13 protein-coding genes are annotated in these 19,019 nt (G+C 57.3%); 10 read left to right on the forward strand and 3 right to left on the reverse strand.

Features of this window, described 5'->3' with window-relative positions:
- Positions 1–343: 343 nt before the first annotated feature.
- Positions 344–4,927: a leucine-rich repeat protein gene (locus ACT67G_RS02770; RefSeq protein ID WP_443662920.1), complete on the reverse strand. Its 4,584-nt coding sequence runs from the start codon at positions 4,925–4,927 to the stop codon at positions 344–346.
- Positions 4,928–5,146: 219 nt separating this feature from the next.
- Between ACT67G_RS02770 and ACT67G_RS02775 the strand changes: the two genes are divergently transcribed.
- A complete protein-coding gene (locus ACT67G_RS02775; RefSeq protein ID WP_443662921.1) occupies positions 5,147–5,449 on the forward strand; it encodes a DUF6809 family protein in 303 nt (100 codons plus the stop codon).
- A gap of 56 nt (positions 5,450–5,505) precedes the next feature.
- On the opposite strand, the gene ACT67G_RS02780 is transcribed toward ACT67G_RS02775, so the two are convergent.
- Positions 5,506–6,600 (reverse strand): DUF6076 domain-containing protein, encoded by a 1,095-nt coding sequence (locus ACT67G_RS02780; protein WP_443662922.1) that lies wholly within the window; start codon positions 6,598–6,600, stop codon positions 5,506–5,508.
- Between the two features lie 480 nt (positions 6,601–7,080).
- Between ACT67G_RS02780 and ACT67G_RS02785 the strand changes: the two genes are divergently transcribed.
- From ACT67G_RS02785 to ACT67G_RS02825, 9 genes are all read left to right on the forward strand, one after another.
- Complete coding sequence (locus tag ACT67G_RS02785) at positions 7,081–8,373, forward strand: AAA family ATPase (protein ID WP_443662923.1); 1,293 nt, start codon at positions 7,081–7,083, stop codon at positions 8,371–8,373.
- Between the two features lie 15 nt (positions 8,374–8,388).
- Positions 8,389–8,706: a plasmid mobilization protein gene (locus ACT67G_RS02790; protein WP_443662924.1), complete on the forward strand. Its 318-nt coding sequence runs from the start codon at positions 8,389–8,391 to the stop codon at positions 8,704–8,706.
- Positions 8,706–10,016 carry a relaxase/mobilization nuclease domain-containing protein gene (locus ACT67G_RS02795; RefSeq protein WP_443662925.1) on the forward strand — a complete coding sequence of 437 codons (1,311 nt, stop codon included), beginning with the start codon at positions 8,706–8,708 and terminating at the stop codon, positions 10,014–10,016. The genes ACT67G_RS02790 and ACT67G_RS02795 overlap by 1 nt, the downstream gene beginning before the upstream one ends.
- 444 nt (positions 10,017–10,460) lie before the next feature.
- Positions 10,461–11,486 carry a virulence RhuM family protein gene (locus ACT67G_RS02800; RefSeq protein WP_443662926.1) on the forward strand — a complete coding sequence of 342 codons (1,026 nt, stop codon included), beginning with the start codon at positions 10,461–10,463 and terminating at the stop codon, positions 11,484–11,486.
- The gene (locus ACT67G_RS02805) at positions 11,483–13,681 is read left to right on the forward strand and encodes a stage V sporulation T C-terminal domain-containing protein (protein WP_443662927.1); all 2,199 of its coding nucleotides are present in this window, start codon (positions 11,483–11,485) and stop codon (positions 13,679–13,681) included. Before ACT67G_RS02800 ends, ACT67G_RS02805 begins: the two co-directional genes overlap by 4 nt.
- Before the next feature lie 104 nt (positions 13,682–13,785).
- On the forward strand, positions 13,786–15,159 hold the full coding sequence (locus tag ACT67G_RS02810) for an alanine/glycine:cation symporter family protein (protein ID WP_443662928.1): 1,374 nt from the start codon (positions 13,786–13,788) through the stop codon (positions 15,157–15,159).
- Between the two features lie 86 nt (positions 15,160–15,245).
- Complete coding sequence (locus ACT67G_RS02815; protein ID WP_443662929.1) at positions 15,246–16,334, forward strand: CobW family GTP-binding protein; 1,089 nt, start codon at positions 15,246–15,248, stop codon at positions 16,332–16,334.
- A 39-nt stretch (positions 16,335–16,373) separates the two neighbouring features.
- The gene (locus ACT67G_RS02820) at positions 16,374–17,303 is read left to right on the forward strand and encodes a TIGR03943 family putative permease subunit (RefSeq protein WP_326214921.1); all 930 of its coding nucleotides are present in this window, start codon (positions 16,374–16,376) and stop codon (positions 17,301–17,303) included.
- A 151-nt stretch (positions 17,304–17,454) separates the two neighbouring features.
- The gene (locus tag ACT67G_RS02825; protein WP_326214919.1) at positions 17,455–18,039 is read left to right on the forward strand and encodes a helix-turn-helix transcriptional regulator; all 585 of its coding nucleotides are present in this window, start codon (positions 17,455–17,457) and stop codon (positions 18,037–18,039) included.
- A 39-nt stretch (positions 18,040–18,078) separates the two neighbouring features.
- Here the strand turns inward: ACT67G_RS02825 and ACT67G_RS02830 are convergent, their stop codons facing one another.
- The gene (locus tag ACT67G_RS02830; protein ID WP_443662930.1) at positions 18,079–18,942 is read right to left on the reverse strand and encodes a helix-turn-helix domain-containing protein; all 864 of its coding nucleotides are present in this window, start codon (positions 18,940–18,942) and stop codon (positions 18,079–18,081) included.
- Positions 18,943–19,019: the final 77 nt, after the last annotated feature.

A 19,019-nucleotide genomic window follows, 5' to 3' on the forward strand; every position in this document is an offset into this window, starting at 1 on the left:
CTGGATCTGTCAAAACGGGTCGGATGGGATCGTACATCTTGCTACGAAAATAGGTGGCGGGGACGTGTACCTTGACAAACAGGTTTTCAACGCCTCATGAAAAACCATCGCAGCACAAAAAGCGGCAGGTCAAAACCTGTCGCTGGTCGAAGTATGGAACCTCGAACCTCAATCTGGTACAACTACAAAGTATCCCAGTTTTTGCAGTTCGTTCACCATGCGGCCGGCCCGTTTTCGTTCGCTTTGTTTCCTTCGGATCTCAAAGCATTCTTCGTTGTAGGGCGTTGACAACAGCGCATCCCTGGGTCCCAGGGATGCGCTGTTGTTTGTGCGGTTATTTCGATCAGGCGCTCGGAATGACAATATCGCCGTCCGTGCAGTGGATGGTTTTTCCTGCCAAGCCTCGATACTCGTCCGAGTAAGTGTCATTGCGTGCGGCAGCATTGAATTGCTCCATGGTACCTGCATAGTGAATCTCGTTTGCAACTTCACGTTTCCAAGAGAAAAATGCCATTCTCCCAATAAAACTTGCGGAACCGTTAATATAAACGCTATTAAGATTGGTATCATAAAACGCCATCTGCCCAACAGATGTCACATTTGCAGGAAGCGTAAGGCTACCCGACAGAAGCTCACAGGAATCGAATGCATGATCGCCAATTGCAATCACCGAGTCTGGTATCTGGATAGTGTTCAGATCTGTAGCATAGAACGCATACTCCCCAATTTGCTGCAAGCCTTCTGGAAGGGATACTGTCCTTAGATCTGTTACGCTGGAGAATGCACTATCCCCAATCTCTGTAACGCCATTTGGCACGACAATATCCTGCACCTTACGGCAGTTTGTAAATGCTCCATCCTCAATCCTTTTTAAGCTGTTGGATAAATGTATTTGCGTCATATCATAGCAACTGTTGAAAGCATCGCTGCCAATTTCGGTGACTGAATCGGGAATGATTGCTGAAGTGAGGCTTTGACAGCCATAGAAAGCTCTGGAACCAATGCTCTGGAGACCATTTTGGAATGAGACATCTTCCATTCGCCAGCAGTTTTCAAACGCGCTGTTACCTATGGAGTCAACCGAAGCCGGAATGTCGACACTGAGTAAATTCGTGCAATCGGCAAACGCGCCATTTCCGATAGTCGTCACAGTACCCGGAATTTCAAATGTCTTCAAAGCCTCGCATCCATTGAAGGCGTTGTCGGAAATAGATGTTATCACATCCGGCCAATCAAATGTTTCCAAGTCACTGCAATCCTTGAACGCACTGACGCCAATAGATGTTACAGAAGCGGGTATGCCAATCCCAGTCAGATGAGAGCAACCTTCAAAGGCATAGTTTCCAATCCGCGTTAACGTAGATGGCAAAGAAACGGATGTCGCCCTAGCATATCGGAAAGCATAATTGCCCAGTGAGGTAGTACCTTCTTCAACAATAATTTGATTTAGCTGCCCGTTACCATAAAGAGAATCCCAGGGTGCAAAACCATTATAGTCGTACATTTCCCCGTCCCCGTAAATTGTAAGGACTTTATTTGACAGCTTCCAGTACAGGGTAGGTCCGCAAGTACCACCCTTCTGCATGGTGACGCTTCGATTCAGCTGGCTGCTGCCCGGAATGGAAAGTTCTTCCAGATACGGAGCATAGTCCTCTGCGGTTACCCGCAGCGTATAGTCTCCGGCCGGCAGGGAGGCGAAGCTGTACACACCATCAGCACCTGTGGAGCCGGAGAATGTATTCTGCCCATTCTTCTGCTCCATTTCAACGGAGGCTCCCTCCATGGGGCTTCCTGTGTCTCCGGCGGTCACAGTGACTTTCAAGCTGCCAAAGATTGGCTCCAGCACCATGTTTTTCTCTACTGCAGCATCCTCTTCGACCGTCACTGTAATCTGCTGGGGCGCATACCCCTCCCTCCGGAAGGACACGTCATAACTTCCCGCAACCAGCACCATGGTGTAAGATCCGTCCCCCCCAGTCGTAACAGAGGGGGCCATTTCTTCGTTCCCGCTCGCCTCGATCACAACGCCGGAGATGGGTTCCCCGGTCTTGGCATCTGTGACAACGCCGAATAGCGTGCCGGTACCTTCCTGTTCCGGTTCCAGAGAAAAATCAACCGTTTCCTGTTTCTGATCTCCGTCAATGGTAATCGACCGGTTTACCGCCTTGTAGCCGGTGGCAGACGCCCGTATCGTATAGCTTCCCGCAGGAATGGAGGCAAGATAGGAACCATCCGCCTTAGAGGACGAAGATGTGATCACCTGATCGTCTTCCAGGATGGCAATCACCGCGCCGGAGATGGGGCTTCCGGTACGGCTGTCCGTAACAGCGCCTGTGACAGTACCGTTTTTCCCCTGCAGCGTAACGGTGCAAGGGGCGTCGTTAACCGTAAATTCCGCTTTTGCCGGATTCTTTTCGATGGTGGCGCTGGCGGTGTACTTTCCCGGGTAGCAGTAGATGCCGCCGGGACTAGTGACTGTGGAAGTATGGGTGCCGCCATTCCTGCTGACCGTCACCTCAACGCCGTCTACCACATCTCCATCATGGTTTTTCGTCTCAAAGGTTGTCCAATACATATAGTTGGGACACTTCCCTGTGCCGCTGCTTACTTGTCCATGGAAGATGCTGTCCGGGTCGTTTGCCAGGGAACAGTAGAGGTCATCCAAGGGGTAGTTGAGCAGTGGCAGTTTGACCTTCGCCAGGTCTCCCTTGACGTTATCCGTGATCTTATAGCTAAGGCCCATGCTCGCATCCGCAAACAATTTGGCCTTCGCCTCCAGACAGAGGAGACAGGCGTGGCGGGAAGGTGCATTCGTCACAATATCCCCTGGCTTTACCTCACCCGTCACCTCAACGCCAACCTGCGCCCCGGCCTCCGCCTTCAGGGTCTCATCCAGGAATTTTACATTTGCGCCCAGTGAGAAAGCGAAAGAAATACTTCCGCTTCCCTTGATATCCAGGTCAGTGTCGCTCTTACGGGTGCGGATGGGCTGATAGCCGTCGGTAGTCGTAAAGAGGAAGCCGTTGGTGCTCTCAATGGTCGCCTTGCATGTGGCAGAGGCGTCCAAGTTGAACTCGGAAAGAAATTTGACATCCGCGTTTATGCTCAGGCCCGGAACTGGTACGGCCAGCGGTCCGTTATATACCGGCACTGCCAGTTCTTCGGCGCCGATGGCCTCAGCCACATCCTTGTCGCTGCATCCGTGGGTCAGGGTGACATAGGGCTCAAATTTCGTTGTGAAACTTGCTTCAAACTCATAATAGTCCTCGCCAAAGGCCTCAATATCATAGACGCTCCTGATCCGCGCCGACAACGTCCCCTTGCCGCCCATACTCAGTGGTTCCCAGTTAATTGGCTTAGTTGACAACTCTACGTCTTCTGGGTCTATGTCGATGTTGATATCCCCGTCGTCTCCATCCGGGTCAGCGTATTGGACGCTGACAGCCTGGAGCTGTTCCCCTTCCTGTTGGGAGGGTCTTGCATAAACAGTGGTGTCGATGTTCAGATATTGATAGAAGTCGGAGAGGGTACAGTCCTCCTGGGCCGTCACCACCGCGCTGTCGCCGGACCATGTGACGGATGCGACGATGATAAGAGACTGGTCTACCGGTGCGCCCGGCAGATAAAGGAGATCGCCGGTCTGTATCGACTGGAACTGCCCCTGATCTGCATTGTCAAAAGTATAGACATTCCCTTCAATGGTCAGGACATTTTTCGTTCCGGTAACCGGAATTTCCTTCGCGTCCTCGGCCAGGACCGCAAAGCCGCCGTCCTGATTCCCGTCACCGCTGACAGTAATGACGATATCGTCCGCAAACTCCTGGGAATCCGGTGTTTTGTCCTCAAAAGCCTCATACTTGCTGGTATAGCGGAGAGAGGTATATGTATTGCACAGTTTCTCTCCATTGCTGCCCAACAGATCGCATTTTACCAGATAGTACTCCGGCAAGGCGGTGCCATCTCCGATGGCGATAGTGCTCTGCTGAGACAAGCTGTCCTTAGCGACAGATGCTTTCAGTTCCTTGATGACCGTACTTTCGTCATCCTCGTCGATTATCCGGAGACGCAGCGTGGACGCTTCCGCAGCAGTGACCGTCACCATTGCAGCGCTTCCGCTGATCTCCAGGCCGGTAATGGCATACGCGCCGTCCGACTGCTCTGCAGGCTGCTCCGGATCCGTGTCCCCCCCAGAGGATCCCCCGGAAGAGGACCCACCGCCAGAGGAAGACCCACCGGAAGAAGAACCACCGGAGGGACGCTGGGGTTTTTCATCAGGTTGATCCGTCACACTCTCTAGATTAAGGACCAGCCGCATCAAGATGACAGCAACATGTGCACGTGTCGCATTTCCCTGAGGGTTCAAGCGACCATCCGTCGTACCGGAGATCAACCCCTCCGCAACGGCCCAGGCCATGGCGTCGACAGCATAGTCGCTCACCTGGCTCGCATCCGGAAACTCTCTCCAGATTTCATCCCCGTCAATCTCCGGGCTGTTTGCATAGCGGTAGAGCATGGCAGCCAACTGCTGTCTGGTAATCGGCATATCGGGGCCAAACCGGCCATCACCGTAACCGCCCGCCACGCCAGTACGGTAAGCCCACTGCACCGCCTCCGCATAATAAGCGGTGTCAGCCACATCCAAATATGCGACCATATCCGGCACATTGGGACTTCCCTCCTGCCGCCAGAGTATGGCAACAATCATTCCACGGCTGGTGATAACATCCGGTTCAAAAGTGGTACCGCTGGTCCCGGACATCAGTCCCCGTTCATAGACGAAGTCAACCGCCTCACTGTACCACGCATCCTGGGCAACATCCCTGAAAGGATAGCTAGGATCTGCCGCCAGAACGGTGGTGGGCAGCAGTCCCAGCAGTAGACACAGACTGATGAGCACCGCCGCCATCCGTTTTCCCGTTCGCTTCATATAGGTTCTCCCTTCCAATGGCTTCCAGCCGTTTTTTATATGGAAGCACAAATTTCAGGACCTGTCAAGAATGCAGGAAATAACCAAGTATCATTTCTTTCAATGCCACCCTTTGGTTCAATATCACGTTGTTGTCTTCATGGGTGAATTTTAAAGTTTTGGCAGTGGTTTTTTTCTTCCTCTGGTGGTATGGTGTCTTGCTGCAAGGAGGCGAGACACATGAACGAAGCTCTGAAATCGCTCTATGACCGATTCTACATTCCTCTGCCCATAGCGGAATACGAGCAGGAAGTCGAGACCTGCCACCGCCAGCTGATCGAGCGGCTGGAAAAACCAGAGAGAAAACTGGTGCTGCGGATCATCGATACCCAGAACCATATCATCGAAGAAAGATCCCTAGATGGTTTCCTCTGCGGATTCGAATTGGCATGGGAACTAGTCAACGAATTGAATCATTACCAAGAAAACAGGCATCTGCCATCAGCCGAAGAAGCTGAGACAGGTGCCTGTTCCGTTTCGTAAAAATCACTGGTACGATACAAGAAGCCTGTCCCAAGTGGGGCAGGCTTCCTGTGTTCTCACAGCTCATTGAGTTTCTTCACATACTCTTCCTTGGCCATCTGCCGGGCCGTGAAAGCGTCCTTCAGCTCCTGGGCCTGTGCCACCTGCCGGTTCCATTCATCCACGGTGATCTGTCCCCGCCGCTTCCGCGCCTTCAGCCGGTTATAGGTCCGCTTGTACTCCCGGACAGCCGTCTCCGTCTTCTGCTTCTGCTTCTCCCGCTCATGGGCACCCACCTTCCGGCAGGTCTTTCCGTTGGTGCCAGGCACCACCCGGTTGCAGTAGCGGGTATCATATCCACCCATCGCCAGGAACCACCGGCGGCAGTGAGCGCAGCGCCGGGGCAGATTTCCGGCAGCCATCCCTTTGTACAGGTCCATGTACAAAAAGCCCGGGAGGCTCTCAAAGGTCATCTGCTCCGCCAGCGTCGGCCGGCGAGACTTCGGGTCCAGAACGGGAACCAGCGAAATGTTCACAGGAAACGTAAAGGAGATCGAGTCTAGATCCACAGTCTGATCCTCCCACTCCTCTCCCTCGTCCTCCATGTCCTCCTTTTCCTGTATGGCATCTTCGATCACATCACGGTATCGGGCGTAGGCTCGGATATAGTCCTGCCGCTTTCTGGTCGGAAGTTCCTGAAAGAATTCGTCCAACATCCACTGCGTGTTTCTGACAAAGGACTGCAGCTCGTCCTCCAGCCGTTCCAACTTCCCCATCCACCGGGTGTACCCCTCGTTGCGGGGTGTCCCCGGTGTCAGCATCTCGTCCAGCAGATCCTGGTGCCCGCGCAGATAGGGGATCAGGCCGGGCAGCCGGTGGCCCTCCACCATCAGCTTGTTGTAGACTGGCAGCTTCCCCAACACCTGCCACAGCTCCCGCATGGCATGGAACGCCGTGGACGCGCTGGACACATCTCTGGCTGCCAGGAATATCTGGAACTCCTTCTGGAACCGCTCCATCGGCTGACGGATCTCCGCGATCCCATCCCAACCGCACTCCATCATCTCTGCGGCAAAGGTCCCCAGGGGGTAGTGCTTCCCACCTACGATGCTCTCGGTCGGCGTGAAATCCACCCGAAAGTAATCCACCGCATCCTGATTCATGTAATACATGGTCTGCCGCGCCTCCTCTGTACCCGATAGAGTTTGAATCCTTTACCCAACTTGTTCTCATAGGCGCAAAACTGTGTTCCCAAGCCTTGTAACGATTTGCGTATCTGTTATACTGGTCTTGTACCCGATCAGTATATCATACTCTGATTGAGTACGCAATCTCTGTACCTTGACAACTGCATCCCCACCGCCGGAGAGCAAAAGCTCCAAGGTCAGTATCGCCGGGACTTCGCTGGCTATGTGACAGCGAACAAGCGTACCGAAGGAGCAGGAAACACACCGGTACGGGGCACTCAAATCACAAGGAGGTGAAGAGCGATCATCCACCGCAGCAAAAGGAAAACCGCCAAACTGCTGCAACAGTCTGGCGGCGCGCCGCGTTTCGGAAAACGCAGATCCCATCTGTGTTCAGTCTAACAGAGAGCCTGCCGAAACGCAAGATTTTCTTCCTCTGAATTTCAAAACCATCAGGAGGTTCTCATGCCAATAAAAAAACTCGATACCATAGACGCCGATGCCCTGCAAACCATTTCCTATGAACCGATCACTTTCCTCGTGGATGATCTGCTGCCCCAGGGACTGCACCTGCTGGCCGGTGCGCCGAAGATTGGAAAGTCCTGGCTGGCGCTGTGGCTGTGTCTCCGGGTAGCCCAAGGTGAGCCCCTCTGGAACTTTCCCACGCACTCCTGCGAAGTCCTCTACCTCTGTCTGGAGGACAGCTTCCAGCGCATCCAGAGCCGGCTCTTCGATCTCACCGAGGACGCGCCGCCCACACTACACTTTGCTGTGATGGCAGAACAGCTCCACAGCGGACTGGTGGAACAGATCGAGCAGTTCCTCAAAGAGCACCCGGCCACAGGGCTCGTTGTCATCGATACGCTGCAGCGCATCCGGACCATGAGCAACGATGCCAATCCCTACGCCAACGACTATCGGGACATCGGTGTACTCAAAGCACTGGCGGACCGGCACCGCATTGCCGTGCTGCTGGTCCATCACCTGCGCAAGCTGGGTGACGACGATCCCATGAACATGATCTCCGGCACCACAGGTCTCAGCGGCGCCACGGACTCCAACTTCGTGCTCCACAAGAACAAGCGGCGGGAGAACACTGCCACCCTCTACTGCACCGGCAGAGACATTGCCTACCGGGAACTGTCTCTGGAGTTCAGCGGAGAGACTCACATCTGGAATCTGCTGGCGGACGAGTGTGAACAGCTGAGAGAATCGCACGGACGCATTCTGGCACTTCTCTCCACGCTGCTGCGAGAGCAACAGGAGATCTTCGCCCCTGCCAAGGCGCTGCTGGAAAAGATCGACCCTGCCGGTCTGGAGGGCCTGACGCCCAACAGCTTCTCCCACCAGATCCGAAAAAGCGTTGATGCCCTAAGGCGCGGCGGCATTACCGTGTCCTTCCGCAAGAGCAACGGAGAGCGGCTCATCTGCCTGCGGAGGGCCGATGGTGTCGATGATCCCGCTGCCGCAAAGAGCGTCACCATCGACCCTGTCTCCGATAATCGACCCACTGAGGAGAACACGGTAAGGACTGGAGATATGGATTCCTCCATAACGAGGTCCTCGGCAAAACCCAGCGGAGCGGTTTCGCCGGGGAGAGGAGGAAGCACGGAGCGAGGGAGCTTTCGACCTCAGTCGGAAGCGACGGATGCGCAGTCGCTTCCGACGAGAGGGCAAGCAGAGCCTTCGTCCGACTTTGTCGGACTTGGCGCCGCCGGAAACCGGCGGATTCCGGGCGGAAGCCCGGACCCACTTTGAGAACGGAGGTGCCGCATGAAACAGAAAAAGGAAGTGCGGATCACGCTCCGGCTCACGCGGGAGCAGTATGACAGCATCGCAGCAAAAGCGGAAACGGCCCAGATGCCAGTGGGGGCTTATGTGCGCGCGGCGGCACTGCGGCACAGGGTGGTGGTGATCGATGGACTGAAAGAGATCACCCATGAACTCAAGGGCATCGGACGCAGCATCAATCAGCTGGTGGTACTGTGCAATATGGGCAGGATCAAAGAAGTCCATCTGGGGGATGCGTGGCAATCGCTCAGCCAGGTCTATCTGAAATTGCAGGAACTGACTGACCGGGAGGTGCGCTGATGGCTACCGTCACATTCATCAAATACCAGAAGCAATCCGCAGGAGCGCTTCGCGGCGTGGCGGGTTATGTGTCCCAAAAGCAGAAAACGGAGCAGGAGGACGGCTGGCAGCTGGTCAGCGGACAGAACTGCACGCCGCAGCTGGCCGCCCAGGAGTTTATTGCCACCCGGCAGATGCACCGGAAGGACAGCCCTGTCTGGTTCTATCACTATGTCCAGTCCTTCTCCCCGAACGAGGACATCACCGGAGCCTTGGCACACCAGGTGGCACGGGAATTTGCGGAGCAGGCGTGGCCGGACAGTGAGGTGCTCATCGCCACTCACACAGACGCTGAACACATCCACTCCCATTTCATTGTGAACGCGGTCTGTTATAAGTCTGGGAAGATGCTCCGCCAGGGGCCGAACACCTTGAGCGGTCTGCGCACACTCTCCGATGGACTCTGCCTGAAATACAACCTTTCCGTTTTGCCGAAGCAGCAACAGAGGAAAGCAAGAAGTATGAGCGCCAGAGAATACCGCTCCGCTGCCAAGGGCGAGAGCTGGAAGTTCCGGCTGATAAATACCATCGATCAGTGCATGCGGTACGCTTTCACCAGAGAGGAATTCATCTCTCTGATGGAGAGCGAGGGATATCAGGTGCGCTGGACGGACAGCCGAAAGAACATCACCTACACCACGCCCACGGGAATGAAGTGCCGGGACGACAGGCTCCACGATGAAAAGTACACCAAGGAGGTCATGGAATATGAGTTCCGAATCCGGGCAGCGCTTGCCCATGGAGGAATTGAAGCGGAGGAACGCTCCGCAGCCGATACCAACCCAAACCTGTCCCAGCAAAGAGGAGTGGCAGGAGCTGCTCCATCGGCTGGACGAGCTGGAGCAGCACACAGCGGCCCACACAGCCCTTCTGCGGGAGGTTTCCAGCCGGAGGGAGCTGTACCCCACCCGGGAACAGATGGAGGCACTGACGCGAGATATGGCGGAAGTACAGCGGCTACTGAAACAGGCTGGGAAGAAGAAAGAGATCTCTATCTCTCCGCCCAATTTGAGAACAGCGATGTCGGTCGTGGTATGGCTGGCTCTGATCCTGCTGGGCACCATGGTAGCCATGGTGGTCTTGCAGGTGATCTGGTCCGGCTTGGCCGCTCTCTGGAGTGCGGTCAAGATCCTGATCCCGTGAGGGATGCCACCACCATGCGCCAGCACATGGACCACAAGGTACTGCTCCGCGAGCGGGAGCTGAAGATCGCCATGGGCCACAGAGAGGACGATCACGAAGAAGATCTGGTTTTACGGCAGAGTATGTGAATAGAGTTTTTGTTTTTGAGGAAAATAGTGGAAAGGAGATGATCGCCCATTGCGTATGCGAATCAGAGAGCAACCTCATCTTGTTGAGTTCTGGCTGACCAACCAGGAGAAAAACAACCCTGCCATCCGGGAATATATAAAACCCCTCTGTCGGGAATATACCGCGCAGGACTATCTGGTGGCAGTCTTTCTCTCCGGAGAAGCAGACTTGTATCAGCAGACCCGGGACCTTCTGCTGTATAACCGGCGGCGGCTGGCGGAAAAGGAAGTCTTGAGACAGAAGCCGGAGCACCAAACCATGACCGTGTAAAAGATGGGGGAAGCAGTATGAAATTGCCTCCCCCCGTGTTTGCTTTTTTGCTTGCTATTTCTCAAAATTCAATATACAATGTTATCTGTAATTGTGGGCAAGAAATTTATCCATATTGTTGAAAGAGGGACATCATGGATCAACGACCGATGCAGCAGGGAGAGATTCTGCTTTACAGCAACGATGGGGAGAAGGAGTTTGTCAGTGTTGTGTTCCGGGACGAGACCTTCTGGCTCACCCAAAGCGGGATGGCAGAATTATTTGACTGTACAACCGACAATATCTCTCTGCACCTAAAAAATATCTACGAGGAGAAGGAACTGACGCCGGAGGCAACTACCGAGAAAATCTCGGTAGTTCGCCAGGAGGGCTCCCGGCAGGTTCGCCGCACCCTGGAGCATTATAACCTGGACGTCATCATTGCCGTGGGTTACCGCGTAAACTCCAAAAAAGCCACCCGGTTCCGCCAGTGGGCCACGAAAACGCTGAAAGAGTACATCACCAAGGGCTTTGTCCTCAACGATGATATGCTGAAAAACGGCAAGCCTTTCGGCCGGGACTACTTCGACGAACTGCTGGAGCGCATCCGAGAGATCCGGGCCAGTGAGCGCCGGGCTTATCAGAAGATTGCCGATGTATTTGAGCAGTGCAGCTATGACTACGACAAGAACAGTGAAACGACAAAAGCCTTCTACGCATTCGTACAGAACAAGCTCCACTTTGCCGTCACCGGCAAGACAGCAGCGGAACTGATTGCGGAGCGGGCTACCCTGGACAGTCCCACCATGGGCCTCACCACCTGGAAGGGGGCGCCGGACGGAAAGATCTTGAAAAGCGACACCCTGGTAGCCAAAAACTATCTCAACGAAAAAGAACTCTCCCGCCTGAACCGTCTGGTGACCATGTTCATCGACTATGCCGAGTTGATGGCGGAGGACCAGGTGCCCATGTCCATGGAAGACTGGCTTCATGAGACAGACCGCTTTCTCACCAACAACCGGCGGAATGTGCTGGAGGGAAAGGGCTGCATCTCCCGGGAGGCGGCGGTGAAGAAGGTCAGCGGCATCTACGCCGAATTCCGGAAGAAGCAGGATGCCGACTACATCTCCGAGTTTGACCGGGCTATGGAACAGTACTTGAAAGGGGGTGACAAGCCGTGATCGAGACCTTTGATATTGCGGGGTACACCCGTATCTCCGTAGACGATGAACTGGACCGGGACAATGTGTCCATCGAAAACCAGAAGGCCATCATCGAGGACTTTGTGAAGCAAAAATTTCCCGGCAGCACCCTCACCTTCTACGAGGACCGAGACCGCTCCGGCTACACCTTCGAGCAGCGGGAAGGTTATCAGGCCATGCGGAAGGGGCTGGTGTCCCATCAGTACGACATTCTCATCGTCAAGGACTTCTCGCGTTTCTCCCGGCGCAACAGCCGGGGACTGGTGGAGCTAGAGGACCTACGGGACGCCGGAGTGCGGATCATCTCCATCGGAGACGGCATCGACTTTCCCAACGACGACGATTGGCTGAAGATCCAGTTTCAGTTTCTCATCAACGAGATGCCTGTTACCGACACCAGCAAAAAAGTGCGCAATGTCATCAAGCGGCGGCAGGCCGATGGGAAATGGATTTGTGCAGCTCCCTACGGGTACATCGTCAACAAACGGCAGGAGTTCGAGATTGTCCCCACTGAGGCAGATATTGTCCGCTCCATCTTTCGCCTCTACAACGAGGAGGGCTGGGGGTACAAGAAGATTGCCAACTACCTCACGGACCAAGGCATCCCCACCCCCCGCATGGCGGAGCGGGACCGAAAGGAGGCTGCTGGAGAGGAGTACAAGCGGACGGTCAAACCAATCTGGGCCATTGTGACGGTGCAGGGCATCCTGGACAACGATTTCTACATCGGGACTCTGCGCCAAGGCAAATACACTCGCAAGAAGATCAACGGCAAGGACATGCTCCGGGATGAGGACGAGCAGATCGTCATTGAGAACCACCACCAAGCCATCATCGATTACCGTACCTTCGCTACCACCAGAGCCCTGCGAGAAAAGCGCACCACGTCCCACTACCGGGGAATCAAGAAATACGACAATGTGTATTCCGGTTTTCTGGTGTGCGGCGACTGCGGCAGTCCCATGTTCGCCATGAGCCGCAGCAACCTGAAAAGCGCCTATACCTGCGGCACCTACCACCGCCGGGGCCGGGCCGGCTGTACCTCCCATCACATCCGCACCGACAAACTGGACGAGCTGCTGAAATCCTATGTCCGGCAAGTGATGGACCACTCTTCCAATATGCTGGCACAGCTCAATGAGGATCTTGCCCGGGAGCAGGAGGACGTACACGAGGCAGAACAGAGCGCTGATCATCTGGCGGAGGTGCTCACTGATCTTCAGGAGGAACTGAAGGTCACCAAGCGTCAGCGCATCCGGGACTTGATGAAGCACCCCGAGCAGGAGGAGATCCTGGAGCAGACCTACGATGAGTTGGAGGCCGACCTTCAGAAAAAGATTGAGGGCATCAACCATCAAATCTCGATGCTCTCGAACAAACGCAATACCATCATCCAGGTGAATCGGGCTGCCCGCACCGCCATGGATGTTTTCGAGGATATTCTCAGCAAGGAACCCCTGGAGCGAAACGATCTGGAGCTCATGATTCGACAGATCAAGGTCTACGAGGACCATCTGGAGATCCAGCTTCAGGCGGATATCGATGCCATCCTCCGCTCCGGCACGCTGCCTGTGGAACAGCCGGAAGCGGTAGCTGCCATGGCGACCACCGGGGAGGGCACCGCAAATTTTAAGCGGGGCATGGAACATATCTCACCCGTCACCATCGTCCAGACCGCTAAGCAGCGGCCGGACAAGGTGTTCCATGCCAATGTTATCAATGACGGCGACCCTCTGGAGATCTACACCAGCCGGGACGGTGAGGTGATCTTCAAAAAATACTCCCTGCTGGGCGGTGTGGAGGAATTTGCCGCGGATCTGTGCGAAACCATGAGCCGCTCCACCGGCTGCACGTGTGCCGTGACGGACCGGGACACCATCATCGCCGTGGCAGGCGGGTCCAAGCGGGAGCTGCTGGGCAAGCGCATCTCCCAGGAGCTGGAGCAGATCATGGACAGCCGCCGGATCTACCAGCACAGCGGCAGCGACGCCGTGCCGGTGACGGAAGGAAATGATAAGCTCCGCTGCTGCGTGGCAGCCCCCATTCTGGCGGAGGGCGATCTGCTGGGGCTGGTACTCTTCATCTCCGCAGACCCCAAGGACGCTACCGGGGACACCGAATACAAGCTGGCCCAGACCATCGCCGCATTCCTGGGCCGCCATATGGAGAGCTGATCCGCCCTCCATTTATCGCGCCGAAGGCCAGCCGCCTTCGGCGCATGTTTTACCGGAGATGGCGCATACGCTTTTCCTAAAGCTGATTGATAAGGAGCGGTACGATGTCGTTACTCCAATGGATTCAGGCGGCCAGCCGCCTGCTGTGGGGGCCGGGCACCCTGGTCCTCCTCACCGGCACGGGTCTCTTTCTGCTCATCCGCACCCGCTTTCTCCCCTGGCGGAACCTGCCCCACGCCCTGAGTATAGTGTTCAGCCGGGAGGCCCGCTCCGCCCGGGGAACCGGGGACGTCTCCCCCTTCTCCGCCCTGATGACCACACTGGCCGCCACCATCGGCACCGGCAACATCGTGGGCGTGGCCACAGCCCTGGCCTCCGGCGGCCCCGGCGCCCTGGTGTGGATGGAGCTCTCCGCGGCTCTGGGCCTCTCCAGTAAGTGCGCCGAGTGCCTGCTGGCAGTGAAGTACCGCCAGCGCAACAGCCGGGGGGAGATGTGCGGCGGGCCCATGTATGTCATGCGCCAGGCCATCCGTCCCCGGTGGCTGGGGGCACTGCTGGGAGGGATCTTCGCTCTCTCCACCCTGCTGGCCTCCTTCGGCATCGGGGACATGACCCAGTCCAACTCCATTGCCGCCGCTCTGGAGCGCGCCTTCGGCGCCCCGGCCCTTCTCACCGGCGTGGTGGTGTCCGCTCTGGCTCTGGCCATTCTCTCCGGCGGCATCCGCTCCATCGCCCGGGCGGCCTCCCTGGTGGTGCCCGCCATGGCCCTTTTGTATCTGGGGGCCGCCGCCGCTGTGATTCTGGGCAACCGCGACGCCCTGCCCGGCGTTCTGGAGGAGATCCTCTCCCGGGCCTTCACCCCCGGCGCTGCTGCCGGAGGCGCTGCAGGCACTGCCGCCGCATCGGCAGTCGACGCCCTGCGCTACGGGGTCTCCCGGGGCGTCTTTTCCAACGAGGCAGGCATGGGCTCCGCCGCCATCTCCGCCGCCTGCGCCGCCACGGACTCTCCGGTGCGTCAGGGCTACCTCAACATGACCGCCACGGTGCTGGATACCATGGTGGTCTGTACGGTGACCGGCCTTGCCATCTGCTGTTCCGGTGTCCTGGAAGGCACGGTCCACAGCGGCGCGGCCCTGACCATAGCCGCCTTTGAGACGGTGCTGGGCCCGGCGGGGGCCGCGGTGGTAGCGGTGTGCGTGGCCCTGTTCGCCTTTTCCACCATTCTGGGCTGGGAGTATCTGGGAGAAAAGGCCTTCGAGTTTTTGCTGGGCACCCGTCTGGTGAGTCTGTACCGGATTCTCTTTGTGCTCTTGTGTCTGCTGGGGGCCGGGGCGGAGCTGGAGCTGGTGTTCGCAGTATCCGATCTCTTCAACGCCCTGATGGTGCTGCCCAACCTCATCTGCCTTCTTCTGTGCTCCGGCACCGTGGCCCGGGAGCTTCTCTCCTATGAAACCGCCCGGAAATCCCGAGGGCGCTAAAAATTTTTGCCCGTATGGTTGCAATTTCTAATTTTAATGGTATAGTTAGGTTTGTTCCGTAAATTTACAGCAAAGGACTTGATATCGTGACCAAAATTGACATTATCTCCGGATTTTTGGGAGCCGGAAAGACGACCCTCATCAAAAAGCTCCTCTCTCAGGCCTTCCAGGGGGAGAAGCTGGTGCTCATTGAAAATGAGTTCGGCGAGATCAGCATTGACGGCGGCTTTTTGAAGGAGTCCGGCGTCCAGATCTCCGAGATGAGCTCCGGATGCATCTGCTGCTCCCTGGTGGGTGACTTCGGCAAGGCCCTGCGGGAGGTACAGTCCCAGTTCCATCCCGACCGCATCCTTATCGAGCCCTCCGGCGTGGGCAAGCTCTCCGATGTCATCGTGGCGGTGCAGAACACCATCGCCGATGAGCCCGAGATGACCCTCAACAGCTTTACCACCGTGGCCGACGCCACCAAGGTGAAGGTGTACATGAAGAACTTCGGCGAGTTCTACAACAACCAGATCGAATCCGCCGGGGCCATCGTCCTCTCCCGTACCCAGAAGGTCTCCCAGGAGAAGCTGGAGGCCGCCGTGGCCATGCTGCGGGAGAAGAACCCCGACGCCGCCATCCTCACCACCCCCTGGGATGACCTGGACGGCAAGGTGATCCTCTCCGCCATGGAGAAGGTCTCCCTGGCAGACGAGCTTCTGGCCAAGATGCGCGCCGAGCACGAGGCGGAAGAGGCCGAGCACGAACACGAGCACCATCACGACCATGAGCATGAACATGAACATCATCATGAACATGAGCATGACCACGAGCATGAGCATGAGCACGAGCATCATCACGATCACGACCACGAATGCGACGATCCTCATTGCTCCTGCCACCACCATCACCACCACGCCGACGAGGTCTTCACCTCCTGGGGCAAGGAGACCCCCAAGACCTTCCAGCGTGCCGACATTGACCGCATCCTGACGGCCCTGGACTCCGGCGAGTACGGCAAAATCCTCCGGGCCAAGGGCATCGTGGGCGGTGCCGACGGCGCGTGGATCGAGTTCGACTACGTGCCGGAGGAACACGACGTCCGGACGGGTCATCCCGACTACACGGGCCGGCTGTGCGTCATCGGCGCGGAGCTCAAAGAGGACAAGCTGGCGGAGCTGTTCGGCCTGTAAGGACCAAACGGACGCCGGTGGAAAGGTGTTAAGCATTACATGGATATTCCTGTTTATCTGGTGGCCGGCTTTCTGGACGCCGGCAAGACCAATTTCATCAATGGCATCCTGGAGGACGGCTTCGCCCGCCAGGACCGGACGCTGCTGATCTGCTGCGAGGAGGGCGAGGAGGAGTACAACCCCCGGGCCCTGGACAACGTCACAGTGGTGACGGTGGAAAACGAGGAGGATCTCAAGTGCTCCCAGCTGAAGGCTTGGGAGAAGGAGTACCGCCCCAAGCAGGTGCTCATTGAGTACAACGGCATGTGGCAGATGGAGCGGCTGTACCGGGAGGTGCTGCCCGCCAACTGGGTACTCTACCAGATCATGACCTTTGTGGAAGCCTCCACCTTTGAGATGTACGCCAAGAACATGGGCCAGATCATGATGGAGAAGATCACCAACGCCGACATGCTGGTGTTCAACCGCTGCACGGAGGAGCTCAAGGCCTCCCTGCGCAGCCGGAACCTGCGGATGGTGAACCGCCGGGCGGACATCTACCTGGAGGACAATGACGGCAACTCCGAGGACTACCTCACCGGGGACGAGTGCCCCTTCGACCTCACCCAGGAGGTCATCGACGTACCCGACGATGACTACGGCGTGTGGTATGTGGACGTCATGGACCATCCGGAGCGCTATGACGGCAAGCTGGTGCACATGAAGCTCATCATGTGCCACTCCAAGAAGTACCCGGGCATCCACTGCCCCGGCCGCTTCGCCATGGTGTGCTGCGAAAACGATATCACCTTCTATGGCCTCATCGCCCGGGGCGACGGTCTGGACCAGTACAACAACCGGGACTGGATCGAAGTCACCGCCCGCATGGGGGTGGAGGAGCACAAGGCCTACAAGGGCAAGGGGCCGGTGATGAACGTGCTGTCCATCGCCCCCTGCGAAAAACCCGCTCAGGAAGTCGTGACCTTCTGAGAAAGGCAATACAAATTGTAGAATCGGGTCAAAAAATGCCTCTCTGTACCGGTACAGAGAGGCATTTTTCCGCCGTCCGCGCCGAAAGTCTACGCAGCGGCGGTTGTGCCGGAGGCAAAAATCCGCTATCTTTTGGAGAGAGGTGAGCAACATGGACTATCAAAAAATCGGGACGCTGATCCGCCGCCTGCGGCAGGAGCGGCACCTGACCCAGCGGCAGCTGGCAGATGCACTGTCCCTCAGTCCCAAAACCGTCAGCAAGTGGGAGCGGGGAGCGGGCTGCCCGGACGTGAGCTTGCTGGAAGCCCTCTCCGGGGCCCTGCAGGTCAATATCCCCGCCCTGCTCTCCGGCGACCTGGCGGAAAACCAGCTCACAGGAGGAAGCATGAAACAAACGCGATTTTTCGTCTGCCCTGTCTGCGGGAATCTGTCCTTTTGCACCGGCGGCGCCGCCGTCTCCTGCTGCGGCCGGCCCCTGGAGCCCCTGACGCCCCAAAAGGCGGCACCGGAGGAGGCTCTGCGGGTGACGGAGAGCGACGGGGACTGGTACGTGGAGAGCAGCCACCCTGCCAGCAAGGATAACTACATCTCCTTTGTGGCCCTGGTGACGGGAGAAACCCTTCTGGTGCTGCGCCAGTACCCGGAGTGGGACCTCCACGTGCGGATCCCCGGCCGCCCCCACGGGAAGCTGGTATGGTACTCCACCACCCGGGGTCTTTTCTACCAGCTGGTGTAACGAAACACCCCCTCCGCCGATACGGAGGGGGTGTTTTGTTCAGCGTACGGATGTGACGCCTCCCGTCCCAATGGTGCCCTCCACCGGCCAGTCCAGGGGCTCCCCGGTTTCATCCAGCAGCTTCAGATGGTGGGACGCAATGTCGGCAGTGTCCGGCAGGAGGAACACGTCCAGCACCTGTCCATCTTCAACGGGACAGGTGTAGGTGATGCCGCTGTTTTGGAAGGTATAATAGGCTGCCTCCTCCGGCAGTTCCCCACCGCAGAGGATGATGACCGCCTCCCGGGGATTGCCGAAGTTCCAGCTGCCCAACTCCCCGGCAGTCAGGGAGGGTTTTCCTCCACCGGCGTGCCAGCGGTCCGAAAACACGCTGTCCCGGTCGTAGACGCACATACACCAGTTTCCCTGCCCGTCGGTGCACAGGGCCGCCAGGTAGTCCCCCCGCCGCTCCGTCTCCACGATCTGCACAGCCCCGCCGGAGTTCCACGTCCCCAGATACTGCTCCGCCTTTTCGGCAAGAGCGGCCAGGTCCGTCTCCGGTACGCTGGTGAACCAGTGCACCGCCAGATAGGCTCCCGCCGCCAGGGCCAGGACCAGCACTGCCGCGCCGCACCCTTTGAGCGCCATCTTCCATCCTCTGCGCATACTCTCCACGATCTGTCCTCCCGCCGTTTTCGGCAATTCCTCCGCCGTCAGGCGCTGTCCGCTGAGCAGCTCGCTGACGGAGAGGCCCAGCACCTCTGCCAGAGGTTCCAGGGAATCGATGCCCGGCATGCCCCGGCCGGTCTCCCATTTGCTGACGGCCTTGTCCGTCACATGGATCCGCTCCGCCAGTTCCCCCTGGCTGAGCCCCTGTTCCTTGCGGCGCCGGGCGATCAGTTCCCCGGTTTTCTTCGCGTCCATGCCAGTCTCCTTTGCTCCGTTGATTCGCTTCATTCTACCACAGATGCCTCTGCAGCGCACCCTACGGGCCGTAGGAT

The organism is Dysosmobacter sp., from assembly GCF_052306735.1.
Classification (GTDB): domain Bacteria; phylum Bacillota; class Clostridia; order Oscillospirales; family Oscillospiraceae; genus Oscillibacter.